Raw genomic sequence first — 14,557 nt, 5'->3', positions numbered from 1 at the left:
AAATAGTTAAATAACTATATATTAATAATATATAAATGTCTGGTATAATAGGGAGAAAAATCGGAATGACTAGTGTCTACAGTGCCGATGGACGTAATGTTGCATGCACATTGATAGAAGCTGGTCCTTGCGTTGTAACGCAAGTTAAAACTGTGGAGACAGACGGATATGCTGCTGTACAGTTAGGATTCGGTGAGAAGAAGGAAAAGAAAACTTCTAAAGCACTGAAAGGACATTTTGCTAAGGCCAATACTACACCGAAAAAGGTATTGGTTGAGTTCGGCGAATTTGAAAAGGAACTGTCTTTGGGACAGGAGGTATCCTTAACAGAGGTTTTTGCTGAAGGCGATTTTGTAGATGTAGTCGGTACCTCTAAAGGTAAAGGTTTTCAAGGGGTAGTTAAGCGACATGGTTTTAGTGGTGTAGGTGATGCTACACACGGTCAGCACAATAGATTGCGTGCGCCTGGTTCAATAGGAGCTTCCTCCTATCCTTCTCGTGTATTTAAAGGTACGCGTATGGCAGGTAGAACCGGTAATGATAGAGTTAAGGTGTTAAACCTGGAAGTATTGAAGGTGATTCCTGAGAAGAATCTGATCCTGGTAAGTGGTTCTATTCCTGGAGCTAAAAACTCAGTGGTAATTCTAGAGAAGTAAAATGATGGAAGTTTCGGTATTAAAATATAACGGGGAGGACACAGGCAGGAAAGCGAATCTGTCTGAGTCAATATATGGCATTGAACCCAATGACCATGCTGTCTATCTGGATGTAAAGCAATTTTTAGCAAATCAGAGACAAGGTACCCATAAGGCAAAGGAAAGAGCTGAAATCTCTGGTTCAACCAAGAAGCTGAAGAAGCAAAAAGGTACAGGTACCGCAAGAGCAGGTAGTATTAAATCACCTGTTTTTAGAGGTGGAGGTAGAGTTTTCGGTCCGAGACCAAGAAATTACGGTTTCAAATTGAATAGAAAGCTTAAAGCCTTGGCTAGAAAATCTGCTTTAACTTATAAAGCGAAAGAAAATAAATTGGCTGTGTTGGAGGATTTTTCTTTTGACAATCCAAGTACTAAGGAATATTTGAAAATGTTGGCTGCGCTTTCATTTGATGGTAAAAAAACACTATTGATACTTTCTGAGCAGAATAAAGGCGTATACTTGTCAAGTAGAAATTTGCCAAAGGCGAGTGTTGTTACAGTTGATCAGTTAAGTACATACGATCTTTTACATGCAGATCAACTGTTGTTGAGCGAAAGCTCATTAGAGAAAATTGAAAACTTATTGATCTAAGGAAGATGAGCGTTTTAAAAAAGCCATTAGTTACAGAGAAAGTTTCCGAACTCAATGAGGCTGGTAAATACGGTTTTATTGTAGATGTCAATGCCAATAAGGTTGAGATCAAAAAGGAAGTTGAGAAAATTTACGGCGTAACCGTAGAAAGCGTCAACACAATGAAGTATCTGGGTAAAGTGAAATCCCGGTATACAAAATCAAAAATTATCTCAGGCAGAACTCCTTCATTTAAGAAAGCTATTGTTACTGTGGCCGAAGGAGATGTCATTGATTTCTACAGCGGTATATAATTAGGTATTAAAGATGGCAGTAAAAAAGTTAAGACCAATTACTCCTGGACAGAGATTTAGAGTCGCGCCTGGATTCACGGAGATTACAAAAAGTACGCCTGAAAAGTCCTTAGTAAAATCGGTTAAGCGATCAGGTGGTCGTAATAGCGATGGTAGGATGACCATGCGCTACTTAGGTGGTGGTCATAAAAGAAAATTGCGTATCATCGATTTCCAAAGAGGAAAGCATGGTGTTCCCGCAACTGTAAAGGCGATTGAATATGATCCAATGCGTTCAGCAAGGATTGCTTTAGTATACTATGCAGATGGTGAAAAGGCTTATATCGTTGCTCCAGAAGGAATTGAAGTAGGACAAACTATTGTTTCTGGTCCTGGTGTGGCCCCTGAAGTAGGTAATGCATTACCATTAGGAGAGATTCCTTTAGGTACCATTATTCACAACATCGAATTGAGGCCTGGTAAAGGAGGTGCTTTAGCCAGAAGTGCAGGTACTTATGCACAATTGTTGGCAAGAGAAGGAAAGTATGCTACTATTAAGCTTCCTTCCGGTGAAATGAGGTTGGTGTTGATCACTTGTTATGCTACCGTGGGAACGGTTTCCAACTCTGATCACATGAACGTAAGTCTCGGTAAGGCTGGTAGAAACCGTTGGTTAGGAAGAAGACCACGTGTAAGAGGTGTGGCAATGAACCCTGTTGATCACCCAATGGGTGGTGGTGAAGGTAAGTCGTCAGGAGGGCATCCACGCTCCAGAAACGGCCTGTACGCAAAAGGACAGAAAACCCGTACACCGAAGAAGTATTCTAATAAATTAATCATCAGTAGAAGGAAAAAATAATGGCACGTTCATTAAAGAAAGGACCTTATATTGACTTTAGGCTTGAGAATAAGATTCAGGCCATGAATGATTCAGGTAAAAAATCAGTGATTAAAACCTGGTCAAGAAGATCAATGATATCTCCGGATTTCGTAGGGCATACTTTTGCGGTACATAACGGTAATAAATTTATTCCGGTTTATGTTACAGAAAACATGGTTGGTCACAAATTAGGTGAATTTGCTCCTACCCGAAACTTTAGAGGTCACATATCTAAAAAAGATAAAGGCAAAAGATAATTAAATTATGGAAGCAGTAGCTAGGTTAAGAAATGTGCCTACTTCTCCTCGAAAAATGCGCCTTGTGGCAGATATGATTCGCGGTCAGAAAGTGAGCAAAGCATTGAACATTCTTAAGTTCGAACCCAAGCATAATGCCGCTCGGCTAGAAAAATTGTTGGTTTCTGCAATTGCTAACTGGCAGCAGAAAAACCAGGACTTAAGTATTGAGGACGCCGACTTGTTCGTTAAGGAGATTTTTGTGGATAGTGGTCGTGTTTTGAAGCGACTCAGACCTGCTCCTCAAGGAAGAGCGCACCGAATTAGAAAAAGATCTAATCATGTGACTTTGATTGTAGAAAGCAGTGTTTCTGCAGAAGTTACCGCTGAAGAAAAAGAGAGTAGTACCAAATCAGAAAACAAATAAAGAATGGGACAGAAAGTTAACCCTATCGGTTTAAGACTCGGTATTGTAAAAGGTTGGGATTCCAGCTGGTACGGAGGAAAAACTTTTTCTGATAAGCTTGTAGAAGATCAAAAGATCAGAAAATATATCAGCGCGCGTATTCCTAAAGGAGGGATTTCAAGAATTGTTATTGAAAGAACACTTAAGCGTATCACTTTGACGGTTCATACCGCTCGTCCAGGAGTAGTGATCGGTAAAGGTGGTGCTGAAGTAGATAAGATCAAAGAAGAGCTTAAGAAGTTAACCGGTAAAGATATTCAAATTAATATTTTTGAAATTAAAAGACCGGAATTGGATGCTCATCTTGTTGGTGAATCTGTTGCACAACAATTGAAAGCTCGTATTTCTTACAGAAGAGCTATGAAGCAAGCCATTGCTTCTGCTATGCGAGTTGGTGCACAGGGTATCAAAATTAAAGTTTCGGGACGATTAGGTGGTGCTGAAATGGCGCGTACTGAAATGTATAAAGAGGGAAGAATTCCTTTGCATACGCTTCGTGCTAACATTGACTACGCTGTTTCTGAAGCAGATACTGTTTATGGTAAGATCGGAATTAAGGTTTGGATTTTCAAAGGTGAAGTATTTGGAAAAGTAGATTTATCACCTGCTGTTTCTGCCGGACCTTCACAAGGTGGAAGAAGGAAAAGAGGTGAAAACCAGCCGCCGAAAAGAAAAAGAAGATCATAAACCGTAATACTGATTTCATTTAATTGATTTAAGTAGAAGAAAATGTTACAGCCGAAAAGAACCAAGTTCAGGAAAAAACAGAAGGGCAGAGTAAAAGGGCTGGCTCAACGTGGGCATTCCCTTTCATTCGGATCCTTCGGTATAAAGTCTTTGGAAGCCGCTTGGATTACTTCAAGACAGATTGAGGCCGCTCGTATTGCCATGACCAGAGCTATGAAAAGGGAAGGTCAGGTATGGATTCGTATTTTCCCAGACAAACCAGTGACTAAAAAGCCTGCTGAAGTAAGGATGGGTAAAGGTAAAGGTGCTCCAGAATACTGGGTAGCAACTGTAAAACCAGGTACAATTCTTTTTGAATCTGCCGGTGTGAATATCGAATTGGCACAAGAGGCCTTACGTTTGGCGGCTCAAAAGCTACCGATTAAAACCAAGTTTGTAGTACGTAGAGATTACGTGGCTTAATTTAGGATATGGAAAATTCAGAAATCAAAGCGCTGTCTCTTGAAGAATTAAGGGAACGAGTAGCAGCTGAAAGAGAAAGTTTACAAAAGCTTAAGTTTGCACACGCCGTTTCTCCCATTGAGAATCCTATGAAGATCAAGACCTCAAAAAGGCTTGTCGCTAGGCTGGAAACTGAGATAAGGGCTAAAGAACTTAATAAATAAGCAGGAACATGTCTAGAAATCTCAGAAAAGAAAGAATAGGAAAGGTCGTAAGCAACAAAATGGATAAGTCAATCACTGTTGCTGTGGAACGTAAAGTAAAGCACCCTATCTACGGTAAATTTGTGGGAAAAACCACAAAGTTTATGGCTCATGATGAGGCGAACGACTGTGGTGTAGGAGATACGGTAAAAATTATGGAAACTCGCCCACTTAGTAAAAATAAGCGGTGGAGATTAGTTGAAATCATTGAAAGAGCAAAATAATCATGATACAGCAAGAATCCAGATTAAATGTTGCAGATAACAGTGGTGCGAAAGAGGTACTTTGTATCCGTGTACTAGGTGGTACAGGGAAAAGATATGCATCAGTAGGGGATAAAATTGTTGTAACCGTTAAGTCGGCTCTTTCCTCTAGTAACTTAAAAAAGGGTACAGTTTCAAAAGCTGTGGTGGTAAGAACCAAGAAGGAAGTCAGAAGAAAGGATGGTTCATACATTCGTTTCGAAGATAATGCAGCGGTTCTGCTTACTGCTAATGACGAGCCGAGAGGTACTCGGATTTTCGGTGCCGTAGCCAGAGAGTTGCGTGAAAAGCAATTTATGAAAATCGTATCCTTAGCACCTGAAGTATTATAGTCATGGAGAGAAAAAAGAATAAGCAGCCTAAACTTCACATTAAGACAGGGGATACGGTAAAGGTGATCGCTGGTAACGAAAAAGGTAAAACCGCTAAAGTGATCAAAGTATTACCTGCGAAAAGCAGAGCGATTGTTGAGGGGTTGAATATGATTACCAAACATATCAAACCTTCAGCATCGAACCCACAGGGAAGCATCGAGAAAAAAGAAGCTGGAATTCACATCAGCAACTTAATGCTTGTTGATCCTGCAAGTGGAGAAGCTACCCGAACAGGTAGAAAGGCAGACGAGAACGGTAAACTTCAAAGATACTCTAAAAAAACCGGGGAGGTAATTAAGTAATGGCTAATCCTAGATTAAAAGATACATACCTTAATGAGGTGGCGCCTGCATTGAAAGAGAAGTTTAACTATAAATCGGTTATGCAGGTTCCTAAACTCGTTAAAATCAGCATCAATAAAGGTATTGGTGCTGCAGTAGCGGATAAAAAGCTAATCGATGTAGGTGTAGAAGAACTTACTACTATCACAGGTCAAAAGGCTGTTCCTACAAAGGCTAAAAACTCTATCTCGAACTTTAAGTTGAGAGAAGGTATGCCAATTGGAGCACGTGTAACCTTAAGGGGTGAAAAGATGTACGAATTCCTTGATCGTTTGATGACAGTTGCTTTACCTAGGGTAAGGGACTTTAGAGGTATTAAGGAGAAAGGATTCGATGGTAGAGGTAATTATACGTTGGGCGTAAAAGAACAAATTATCTTCCCTGAGATCAGCATCGACAAGGTGAACAAAATCTCTGGTATGGATATTACTTTCGTTACATCTGCTAACACTGACGAAGAATGTTACGAATTGCTTAAGGCTTTCGGAATGCCTTTTGCTAATAAAAACAAATAATTATCATGGCAAGAGAAGCAGTAAAAGCAAGAGAAAGAAAACGAGAAAGACTTGTAGCAAAATACGCTGCGAAGCGCGCTCAATTGAAGGCCGAAGGCGATTATGAGGCTTTGGACAAGCTCCCTAGAAACGCATCTCCTGTAAGGTTGCATAACCGTTGTAAATTGACGGGAAGACCTAAAGGATACATGAGAAAGTTCGGTATTTCGAGGGTTACTTTCAGGGAAATGGCATCTGCCGGAAAAATCCCTGGGGTTACTAAGGCTAGCTGGTAAAAATTCGGCTCATAGATTTTTTTTGTTAGAAAAGTTCAGTAGCTTTGCAGGCCTTTCGGCTTGTGCAAATTTATTATTAGACAAGAATTAAGATGACAGATCCAATAGCTGATTATTTGACCCGTTTGAGAAATGCGATCAAAGCGAAGCATCGTATTGTGGAGATCCCTGCTTCTAATTTAAAAAAGGAGATCACTAAAGTGTTGCACGATAAGGGATATATTCAGAGCTACAAGTTCGAAGATGGCGTAAATACCCAGGGAATTATCAAAATTGCTTTAAAATTTCATCCGGAGACTAAAACTCCTGCGATTCAAAAGCTTGATAGAGTGAGTTCTCCTGGTTTGAGAAAGTATACTAAAGCCGATAGCCTTCCAAGGGTATTGAATGGTCTTGGCATTGCAGTCCTTTCTACTTCTAAAGGTGTAATGACAGACAAGGAAGCCAGAGGCCTGAACATAGGTGGTGAGGTATTATGTTACGTATATTAATGCTGGTTTTATAAGATGTCAAGAATAGGTAAAAAACCCATAATTATTCCTTCGGGTGTTTCTATTGACGTGTCTGCCAATAATAAGGTGACAGTTAAGGGACCTAAAGGAGAGTTGTCGCAGGAGGTAGATCCTGATATTAAGATGGAGGTTACGGAAGGTGAAGTTGTGTTTCAACGACCTACCGAACAAAAAAGACATAAAGCCCTTCATGGTTTATCACGTGCTTTGGTAAATAACATGGTTGTTGGTGTTACCGAAGGTTATAAGAAAGAACTAGAGTTAGTTGGGGTAGGATACAGGGCCACTGCTCAGGGTAATGTACTCGAACTTAACCTAGGATATTCGCATAATATATTTGTGGCAATTCCTGCTGAAGTTTCTGTTAAAGCAGAATCAGCAAAAGGGAAAAACCCAATTGTGATCCTGGAAGGTGTAGATAAGCAGTTGATCGGGCAGGTGGCTGCCAAGATTAAATCCTTGCGTAAGGTGGAGCCTTATAAAGGAAAAGGTATTCGTTTTGTTGGTGAACAAATTAGGCGTAAGGCTGGTAAAACCGCTGCTAAATAATTGAAAAGATGGCTACAACGAAAGATAAAAGTAATAGAAGATTAAGGATTAGAAGAGGTATCAGAAGAAATGTTTCTGGTACATCGGTGAAGCCCAGACTTTCCGTATTTAAAAGCAATAAAGGGATTTACGCACAGCTGATAGACGACGAAAATGGTCATACCCTGGCTAGTGCTAATTCATACGAATTGGGTGTAAAGAATAACGCTAATCTGGAGGTCTCTAAGAATGTTGGTCTGAAATTAGCGGAAAGAGCAAAAACGAACGGTTTAGAAGATGTTGTTTTTGATCGAAGTGGTTATCAGTATCATGGTAAAGTAAAAGCTCTGGCAGAAGGTGCCAGGGAAGGAGGCCTTAAATTTTAATTTAATATTATGTCTCAGAAAAATATTAAATCAGTAAGAGCTAGCGAGATTGACCTGAAAGAAAAGGTTGTTGCTATCAAAAGAGTAGCCAAAGTAGTAAAAGGAGGTCGTAGATTTAGCTTTTCTGCCATTGTAGTAGTTGGTGATGGTAACGGTGTAGTGGGTTATGGTCTTGGAAAAGCCAATGAAGTAACAGATGCAATTACTAAAGGTGTGGACGATGCTAAAAAGAATCTTGTAAAGGTTCCTGTACTGAACGGTACTGTTCCGCATGAAGCCATTGGAAAGTATAGTGGTGGTTTAGTGTTGTTGAAACCTGCTGCTCCTGGTACAGGAGTTATTGCCGGTGGTGCGATGCGTGCTGTGTTAGAGAGTGCTGGGGTACATAACGTATTGGCAAAATCCAAAGGTTCCTCTAACCCTCACAATGTGGTGAAGGCTACTTTCGATGCTTTAACGGGTATGAGAGATGCATTTGTTGTTGCTCAGCACAGAGGTGTATCAATGTCTAAGGTTTTTAACGGTTAATCGCAATGGCTAAAGTAAAAATTACGCAGGTCAGAAGTGTCATCAGAAGACCTCAAAAGCAGAAAGATACAATTCAGGCGCTAGGTTTAGGTAAAATCAACAGAAGTGTAGAAGTTGAGTTAACGCCTCAAATTGCCGGAATGGTGAACAAAGTTAATCATTTGGTGGCTGTAACTGAATTATAATTATGGATTTAAGCTCATTAAGGCCGGCTGAAGGTGCCGTTAAAAATAGAAAGCGAATTGGTCGTGGACAGGGTTCCGGTAGAGGAGGAACCTCAACAAGAGGGCATAAAGGTGCTAAGTCCCGATCTGGTTACAAAACTAAAAAAGGTTTTGAGGGAGGGCAGATGCCAATTCAGCGTCGTATTCCTAAGTTTGGGTTTAAAAGTCCAAATCGAATCGAAACCAAACCAGTGAACCTGGATACCCTACAACAATTGGTAGAAAAAACTAATGCCGCAACTATAGATTTTGCATTGATGGTTGAGAACGGTATTGTGGGTAAAAACGATGTTGTGAAGATATTAGGTCGAGGGGAATTGAAATCTAAGGTAGAGGTTGCTGCACATGCATTTTCAGCATCAGCAGTTGCTGCTATCGAAAAATTAGGTGGAAAAACTACCAAACTCTAATTTATGAAGAAGTTTATCACTACTATCAAGAATATTTTTTCAATTGAGGAACTTCGGTTCCGAATTTTAACGACATTGGGGCTCTTATTGATCTTTCGATTAGGCTCTTTTGTTGTTTTACCTGGTGTAGATCCCTCCAAATTATCGGGAAAAGCAGAAGGTATTTTAGGTTTGATGGATACCTTTCTTGGTGGTGCCTTTAGTAATGCTTCTATCTTCGGTTTGGGAATCATGCCGTATATTTCGGCCTCCATTGTTCTTCAATTGTTGACAGTGGCGGTTCCTTATTTTCAAAAACTGCAGAAGGAAGGTGAATCAGGAAGGAATAAAATTAATCAGTACACTCGTGTGCTGACTATTGCCATCACCATAGCCCAGGCAATGGGTTATTTGACGGCAACAATTCCTGGAGAAGCTGTTTTGATTAGTAGAACGATGTTTACTATTTCTTCAGTGATCATTCTTACCGCCGGTACCGTATTTTGTATGTGGATTGGGGAAAGAATTACTGAAAAGGGCATCGGTAATGGCATTTCCATGCTGATCATGGTAGGTATCATCTCAAGACTCCCGGCTTCTTTGATTGGTGAAAGCCTTTCAAAAGGGATGAGCGGAGCTTTGTTATTGATCATCGAGTTTCTTGTTCTATTCGCCGTTATTATGGGCGTTGTGATGTTGACTGTAGCCGTTCGGAGGATTCCAGTTCAATACGCTAAACAGGTAGTTGGGAACAAGGTATATGGTGGACAAAGACAATACATTCCACTAAAGGTTAATGCTTCAGGCGTGATGCCCATTATATTTGCCCAATCTTTGATGTTTTTACCTGCGATTATTGCAGGGATTTGGAGTGAAAATAGTGATGTTGCCTCATCCATAAGTAGGGCATTTGCCGATTTTACTACGTGGCAATATAATGTGTCCTTTGCGATCTTAATTATTGTGTTTACGTTTTTCTATACAGCAATTACAGTAAACCCTAATCAGATTGCGGACGATTTAAAACGTAGTGGTGGTTTTATTCCTGGAATTAAACCTGGGAGTCAGACCTCTGAGTATATTGACAATGTGTTAAGCCGTATTACACTTCCAGGCTCCTTCTTTTTAGCGATTGTGGCGATATTGCCTGCCCTCGCTAGTATCGCTGGGGTAAGTAGAGAATTTGCTCATTTCTATGGAGGTACTTCTTTATTGATTATGGTAGGAGTTATTCTGGATACGTTGCAGCAGGTAGAAAGCTTTTTGCTGATGCGACATTATGAAGGAATGATGAAGTCAGGGAAGGTAAGAGGAAGAACCACTGGTGCGCCAGTAGCCTAAGTTTATGATCTTTTATAAGACTCCAGCGGAAATTGAGCTGATAAGGCAAAGTGCAGAGGTGTTAGGTAGGGCTCATGCTGAAGTAGCTAAAGAAATTCAGCCAGGAGTAACTACTAATCATCTGGATAATATTGCATACGAGTTCATCCAAGATCATGGTGGTGTGCCTTCCTTTAAAGGGTATAATGGTTTTCCAGCCACCCTGTGTATATCTGTAAACGAAAATGTGGTGCATGGTATACCAGGAGATAAGGAACTGCAAGATGGTGATATTATTTCCATTGATTGTGGTGTACTCTTAAATGGATTTCATAGCGATAGTGCTTACACTTATCCTGTGGGAGAGGTTTCGGATGAGGTGCTGCAGTTGTTAAAGGTGACCAAAGAATCCCTTTATAAGGGAATTGAAGCCGCCAAATGTGGTAGCCGGATTGGAGATATTGGGTTTTCAATTCAATCTTATGTTGAGGGTTATGGATATTCCGTTGTTCGAGAATTGGTCGGCCATGGATTAGGTAGAGACCTTCACGAGAGCCCTGAAGTTCCCAATTTTGGGAAAAGAGGAAGAGGCCCTAAGTTACAAGATGGATTGGTGATTGCTATTGAACCAATGGTGAATCTTGGTGTGCGGAATGTGGTTCAGGAATCTGATGGTTGGACTATTCGGACTGCCGATAGGAAACCCTCTGCTCATTTTGAGCATACCATTGCAGTGTTAGAGGGACAAACCCAAATTCTAACCACTCATAAATACATCGAAGAGGTTTTTAAATTTTAATATGGCAAAACAGGCATCTATAGAACAAGATGGAACAATTGTGGAAGCATTGTCAAATGCGATGTTCCGTGTTGAATTAGAAAACGGTCATCAGGTGATTGCTCATATTTCTGGGAAAATGAGAATGCACTATATTAAGATTCTACCCGGTGATCGTGTTAAGTTGGAAATGTCTCCTTATGATCTCACGAAAGGACGAATAGTATACAGATATAAATAAACTGTCATGAAAGTTAAAGCATCGGTAAAAAAGCGCAGTAGTGAGTGCAAAATAATCCGTAGAAAAGGTAAAGTATACGTTATTAACAAAAAGAACCCTAGATTCAAACAAAGACAAGGTTAATTATGGCTAGAATTTCAGGTGTTGATATTCCGGATAATAAAAGAGGTGAAATAGGTTTAACCTATATTTTCGGAATAGGTCGTAGTTCAGCGCAGTCAATTTTGACAAAAGCTGGCATTGATTGGGATAAGAAGGTTGGCGAGTGGACTGATGAGGAGTCTAACGCTATACGCTCAATCATTAATGAAGAGTTTAAAACGGAAGGTGTACTGAAATCTGAAGTCCAAATGAATATCAAGAGACTTTTGGATATCGGTTGTTACCGTGGTTTGAGACACCGTAGAGGTCTCCCTGTTAGAGGTCAGCATACAAAAAATAATGCCCGGACTCGAAAAGGCAAGCGTAAAACAGTTGCGAACAAGAAAAAAGCTACTAGATAGCGATTGATGTAACATGGCTCAGAAAAGAAAAGATAAAGCTAAGAAAAGAGTTGTAGCAGTAGAAGCCGTTGGTCAGGCTCACATCAAAGCCTCTTTCAATAACATTATTATTTCGATGACCAATAATTCCGGGCAGGTGATCTCTTGGGCTTCTGCGGGAAAAATGGGATTTAAGGGTTCTAAGAAAAACACTCCATACGCTGCCCAAATGGCTGCGGCTGATTGTGCAAAGAAGGCACACGATCTGGGACTTCGTAAAGTTGAAGTGTTTGTAAAAGGTCCTGGTGCTGGTCGTGAATCTGCTATTCGTACTATCCAAAATACGGGTATTGAGGTAAGCGCTATTCGTGATGTGACTCCGCTTCCTCACAATGGATGTAGGCCTGCAAAGCGTAGAAGAGTTTAATTTGTAATACTTAAATTGAAAGTAAAGGAATGGCTAGATATACAGGTCCAAAGACTAAAATAGCAAGACGTTTCAATGAACCAATTTTTGGTCCTAGCAAAGCACTTCAGAAAAAGAGCTATCCTCCTGGCCAGCATGGTAGAGGAAGACGAAGAAAGCAGTCTGAATATGCTATACAGTTAATGGAGAAGCAAAAAGCTAAATACACTTATGGTGTTTTGGAAAGACAATTCTCCAATTTGTTCGACAAAGCCTCTCGAAAGACTGGAATTACGGGTGAGATACTTTTACAATTGCTAGAAGCAAGATTGGATAACACCGTATTCCGTTTGGGAATCGCACCTACGCGAAGAGCCGCTCGACAGTTAGTAAGTCATAAACACGTTTTGGTAAACGGTTCTATTGTTAATATCCCTTCATATTCATTGAAGCCAGGAGATATCGTTAGTGTAAGAGAAAAATCTAAATCTTTGGAGGCAATCACGAATAGTGTGGCTTCAAGAGGAGCTCAACGATATTCTTGGTTAGAGTGGGACAGCAGTGAGTTAGCCGGTAAGTTTGTAAGTGCACCGCAAAGAGAAGAGATTCCGGAGAACATTCAGGAGCAACTCATCGTTGAACTTTACTCTAAGTAGTCATAATCATTCTTCAAATAAACAAACTTTAATATGTCTATTTTAGCATTTCAAATGCCCGAAAAGGTGGTGATGGAGAAGGCGGATGATTTTCATGGTCTTTTTACCTTTAAACCACTTGAAAAAGGATACGGGGTTACCATTGGTAATGCACTAAGAAGAATCTTACTTTCCTCACTTGAAGGGTATGCAATTACGGGAATGAGAATTCCTGGGGTATTGCACGAGTTCGCTTCAATTGATGGTGTTGTAGAGGATGTAGCTGAAATTATCCTCAATTTAAAAATGGTGAGATTTAAAAAGGTTGCTGAGGTTGTTGATAATAAACTTAGTGTTTCTATTAAGAATCAAAAAGTCCTTACGGCTGGCGACATTGGTCAAGCAACCTCTTCTTTTGAAGTGCTGAATCCGGATTTAGTGATTTGCAATTTAGACGAATCTGCTGAATTTGAACTAGAACTTGTCATTGAGAAAGGTAGAGGTTATCTTCCTTCCGAAGAGAATAAGCCTTCAGAACAAGTTTTAGGCTTCATTCCGATTGATGCTATTTTTACTCCAATAAAAAATGTGAAATTCAGTGTGGAAAATACACGGGTGGAGCAAAAGACGGATTATGAAAAGCTCATTCTTGATATTGAGACTGATGGATCTATTCATCCTGAAGTGGCATTAAAAGGGGCCTCTAATATATTGATTCAACATTTCATGTTGTTCTCTGATCAGACGATGATTTTGGAAACTGCAGAACCGGGAGAACCTGAGGCTGTAGATGAAGAAATGCTTCATATGAGGAAGTTGTTGAAAACTTCTTTAAATGATCTTGATCTTTCTGTCAGAGCTTATAACTGTTTGAAAGCTGCCGATGTTAAGACGCTTGGAGATCTCGTTAGTCTTGAGATTTCTGATATGATGAAGTTTAGAAACTTTGGTAAAAAGTCTTTGGCAGAGTTGGAACAATTAGTGGCCGAAAAGAACCTCACTTTTGGCATGGATTTATCCAGGTATAAACTTGATGAAGATTAATTAAAATGAGACACGGGAAGAAATTTAATCATTTGGGAAGAACTGCCCCACATCGGAAAGCGATGTTGTCAAATATGGCATCTTCTCTGATTGAGAATAAGAGAATCACTACTACTGTCGCCAAAGCCAAGGAGTTAAGAAAGTTTGTAGAGCCTCTTATTACAAAAGCTAAAAATGATACAACGCACTCTAGAAGGGTTGTGTTTTCATATCTGAATGATAAGGAATCTGTTAAAACTTTATTTGCTGAAGTTGCTGATAAAGTAGGTTCTAGACCTGGAGGTTATACCAGAATCATTAAAACTGGTACAAGGCTAGGGGATAATGCTGATGTATGTATCATCGAATTAGTTGACTTTAATGAAGTCCTTCTTCAGGAAGCTGCACCTGCTAAGGCTGTAACACGTAGAGGTCGTAGAAGAAAGCCAGCTGCTAAGGAAGAAACACCAGCTGCTGAAGTTAAAACTGAAGAGAACGTTGCTTCAAAAAGTACTGATGAATCAGCTGAAAAATAATTGTATAGACCATACAAGTACAGAGCAAAAAGGGATTAGACTTTTAGAGTTTAATCCCTTTTTTATGGTTAAATGAAAATAGAAAACGTTTTAGTGATTAAGAAAGGGGGATTTTTGAAGTGTTCATGCTTCAAGAATTATTCAACCTTTCCAGATTTTTGATTCTAATCAGCTAGTTTAGATTTCATTGAAACTTTATCAAGTTTTCTGAAAAAATGGAAATAGGGAATGATTTCAATGGGCTATTCTGGTTTTTGGTCCATTATAAA

At 39.8% G+C, this 14,557-nt stretch carries 29 protein-coding genes; all 29 read left to right on the top strand.

What is annotated here, in order from left to right; translation table 11 throughout:
- Positions 1–35: 35 nt before the first annotated feature.
- The 29 genes from rplC to rplQ all read left to right on the top strand — a co-directional run bounded on the left by rplC (position 36) and on the right by rplQ (position 14,288).
- Positions 36–656: a 50S ribosomal protein L3 gene (gene rplC, locus E1171_RS19225; protein WP_155207682.1), complete on the top strand. Its 621-nt coding sequence runs from the start codon at positions 36–38 to the stop codon at positions 654–656.
- 4 nt (positions 657–660) lie between these two features.
- On the top strand, positions 661–1,287 hold the full coding sequence (gene rplD, locus E1171_RS19220) for a 50S ribosomal protein L4 (RefSeq protein ID WP_155207683.1): 627 nt from the start codon (positions 661–663) through the stop codon (positions 1,285–1,287).
- 5 nt (positions 1,288–1,292) lie between these two features.
- The gene (rplW, locus tag E1171_RS19215) at positions 1,293–1,580 is read left to right on the top strand and encodes a 50S ribosomal protein L23 (RefSeq protein ID WP_155207681.1); all 288 of its coding nucleotides are present in this window, start codon (positions 1,293–1,295) and stop codon (positions 1,578–1,580) included.
- A 13-nt stretch (positions 1,581–1,593) separates the two neighbouring features.
- Complete coding sequence (rplB, locus tag E1171_RS19210; RefSeq protein ID WP_155207680.1) at positions 1,594–2,418, top strand: 50S ribosomal protein L2; 825 nt, start codon at positions 1,594–1,596, stop codon at positions 2,416–2,418.
- Positions 2,418–2,696: a 30S ribosomal protein S19 gene (gene rpsS / locus E1171_RS19205; protein ID WP_155207679.1), complete on the top strand. Its 279-nt coding sequence runs from the start codon at positions 2,418–2,420 to the stop codon at positions 2,694–2,696. The genes rplB and rpsS overlap by 1 nt, the downstream gene beginning before the upstream one ends.
- Positions 2,697–2,703: 7 nt before the next feature.
- Positions 2,704–3,102, top strand: coding sequence for a 50S ribosomal protein L22 (gene rplV, locus E1171_RS19200; RefSeq protein WP_155207678.1), 399 nt, complete (start codon positions 2,704–2,706; stop codon positions 3,100–3,102).
- Between the two features lie 3 nt (positions 3,103–3,105).
- Complete coding sequence (gene rpsC / locus E1171_RS19195) at positions 3,106–3,828, top strand: 30S ribosomal protein S3 (RefSeq protein WP_155207677.1); 723 nt, start codon at positions 3,106–3,108, stop codon at positions 3,826–3,828.
- Positions 3,829–3,870: 42 nt separating this feature from the next.
- On the top strand, positions 3,871–4,290 hold the full coding sequence (rplP, locus tag E1171_RS19190; protein ID WP_155207676.1) for a 50S ribosomal protein L16: 420 nt from the start codon (positions 3,871–3,873) through the stop codon (positions 4,288–4,290).
- 8 nt (positions 4,291–4,298) lie between these two features.
- Positions 4,299–4,493, top strand: a complete 195-nt coding sequence (gene rpmC, locus E1171_RS19185) for a 50S ribosomal protein L29 (RefSeq protein WP_155207675.1) — start codon at positions 4,299–4,301, stop codon at positions 4,491–4,493.
- 8 nt (positions 4,494–4,501) lie between these two features.
- Complete coding sequence (rpsQ, locus tag E1171_RS19180) at positions 4,502–4,756, top strand: 30S ribosomal protein S17 (protein ID WP_155207674.1); 255 nt, start codon at positions 4,502–4,504, stop codon at positions 4,754–4,756.
- A 2-nt stretch (positions 4,757–4,758) separates the two neighbouring features.
- Positions 4,759–5,127 carry a 50S ribosomal protein L14 gene (rplN, locus tag E1171_RS19175; protein WP_155207673.1) on the top strand — a complete coding sequence of 123 codons (369 nt, stop codon included), beginning with the start codon at positions 4,759–4,761 and terminating at the stop codon, positions 5,125–5,127.
- Positions 5,128–5,129: 2 nt separating this feature from the next.
- Positions 5,130–5,471: a 50S ribosomal protein L24 gene (gene rplX / locus E1171_RS19170; protein WP_155207672.1), complete on the top strand. Its 342-nt coding sequence runs from the start codon at positions 5,130–5,132 to the stop codon at positions 5,469–5,471.
- Positions 5,471–6,025 carry a 50S ribosomal protein L5 gene (gene rplE / locus E1171_RS19165; protein ID WP_155207671.1) on the top strand — a complete coding sequence of 185 codons (555 nt, stop codon included), beginning with the start codon at positions 5,471–5,473 and terminating at the stop codon, positions 6,023–6,025. The genes rplX and rplE overlap by 1 nt, the downstream gene beginning before the upstream one ends.
- Before the next feature lie 5 nt (positions 6,026–6,030).
- Positions 6,031–6,300, top strand: a complete 270-nt coding sequence (rpsN, locus tag E1171_RS19160) for a 30S ribosomal protein S14 (protein WP_155207670.1) — start codon at positions 6,031–6,033, stop codon at positions 6,298–6,300.
- A gap of 92 nt (positions 6,301–6,392) precedes the next feature.
- Positions 6,393–6,791 carry a 30S ribosomal protein S8 gene (gene rpsH, locus E1171_RS19155; RefSeq protein WP_155207669.1) on the top strand — a complete coding sequence of 133 codons (399 nt, stop codon included), beginning with the start codon at positions 6,393–6,395 and terminating at the stop codon, positions 6,789–6,791.
- A 15-nt stretch (positions 6,792–6,806) separates the two neighbouring features.
- Positions 6,807–7,361, top strand: coding sequence for a 50S ribosomal protein L6 (rplF, locus tag E1171_RS19150; RefSeq protein ID WP_155207668.1), 555 nt, complete (start codon positions 6,807–6,809; stop codon positions 7,359–7,361).
- Positions 7,362–7,369: 8 nt separating this feature from the next.
- Complete coding sequence (gene rplR / locus E1171_RS19145) at positions 7,370–7,726, top strand: 50S ribosomal protein L18 (protein ID WP_155207667.1); 357 nt, start codon at positions 7,370–7,372, stop codon at positions 7,724–7,726.
- A gap of 9 nt (positions 7,727–7,735) precedes the next feature.
- A complete protein-coding gene (gene rpsE, locus E1171_RS19140) occupies positions 7,736–8,254 on the top strand; it encodes a 30S ribosomal protein S5 (RefSeq protein ID WP_155207666.1) in 519 nt (172 codons plus the stop codon).
- A 5-nt stretch (positions 8,255–8,259) separates the two neighbouring features.
- Positions 8,260–8,439, top strand: a complete 180-nt coding sequence (rpmD, locus tag E1171_RS19135) for a 50S ribosomal protein L30 (protein ID WP_155207665.1) — start codon at positions 8,260–8,262, stop codon at positions 8,437–8,439.
- Positions 8,440–8,441: 2 nt separating this feature from the next.
- Positions 8,442–8,888, top strand: a complete 447-nt coding sequence (rplO, locus tag E1171_RS19130) for a 50S ribosomal protein L15 (protein WP_155207664.1) — start codon at positions 8,442–8,444, stop codon at positions 8,886–8,888.
- A gap of 3 nt (positions 8,889–8,891) precedes the next feature.
- Positions 8,892–10,208 (top strand): preprotein translocase subunit SecY, encoded by a 1,317-nt coding sequence (gene secY, locus E1171_RS19125; protein WP_155207663.1) that lies wholly within the window; start codon positions 8,892–8,894, stop codon positions 10,206–10,208.
- Positions 10,209–10,212: 4 nt separating this feature from the next.
- Positions 10,213–10,986 carry a type I methionyl aminopeptidase gene (gene map, locus E1171_RS19120; RefSeq protein ID WP_155207662.1) on the top strand — a complete coding sequence of 258 codons (774 nt, stop codon included), beginning with the start codon at positions 10,213–10,215 and terminating at the stop codon, positions 10,984–10,986.
- 1 nt (position 10,987) lies between these two features.
- Positions 10,988–11,206, top strand: coding sequence for a translation initiation factor IF-1 (gene infA, locus E1171_RS19115; protein WP_155207661.1), 219 nt, complete (start codon positions 10,988–10,990; stop codon positions 11,204–11,206).
- Between the two features lie 6 nt (positions 11,207–11,212).
- Positions 11,213–11,329, top strand: a complete 117-nt coding sequence (gene ykgO / locus E1171_RS19110; RefSeq protein WP_155207660.1) for a type B 50S ribosomal protein L36 — start codon at positions 11,213–11,215, stop codon at positions 11,327–11,329.
- A 2-nt stretch (positions 11,330–11,331) separates the two neighbouring features.
- Positions 11,332–11,709: a 30S ribosomal protein S13 gene (gene rpsM, locus E1171_RS19105; protein ID WP_155207659.1), complete on the top strand. Its 378-nt coding sequence runs from the start codon at positions 11,332–11,334 to the stop codon at positions 11,707–11,709.
- 13 nt (positions 11,710–11,722) lie between these two features.
- Positions 11,723–12,115 (top strand): 30S ribosomal protein S11, encoded by a 393-nt coding sequence (gene rpsK, locus E1171_RS19100; RefSeq protein WP_155207658.1) that lies wholly within the window; start codon positions 11,723–11,725, stop codon positions 12,113–12,115.
- 29 nt (positions 12,116–12,144) lie between these two features.
- Positions 12,145–12,750 carry a 30S ribosomal protein S4 gene (gene rpsD, locus E1171_RS19095; protein ID WP_155207657.1) on the top strand — a complete coding sequence of 202 codons (606 nt, stop codon included), beginning with the start codon at positions 12,145–12,147 and terminating at the stop codon, positions 12,748–12,750.
- Between the two features lie 33 nt (positions 12,751–12,783).
- Positions 12,784–13,773 (top strand): DNA-directed RNA polymerase subunit alpha, encoded by a 990-nt coding sequence (locus tag E1171_RS19090; protein WP_155207656.1) that lies wholly within the window; start codon positions 12,784–12,786, stop codon positions 13,771–13,773.
- A 5-nt stretch (positions 13,774–13,778) separates the two neighbouring features.
- Positions 13,779–14,288 (top strand): 50S ribosomal protein L17, encoded by a 510-nt coding sequence (rplQ, locus tag E1171_RS19085; protein ID WP_155207655.1) that lies wholly within the window; start codon positions 13,779–13,781, stop codon positions 14,286–14,288.
- The last annotated feature ends 269 nt before the right edge of the window (positions 14,289–14,557 follow it).

The sequence above is a fragment of the Xanthovirga aplysinae genome (assembly GCF_009711365.1).
Classification (GTDB): Bacteria; Bacteroidota; Bacteroidia; order Cytophagales; family Cyclobacteriaceae; genus Xanthovirga; species Xanthovirga aplysinae.
The sequence above is the reverse complement of the archived record's forward strand: the minus strand, read 5'-3'. Positions and strand labels throughout refer to the sequence as shown.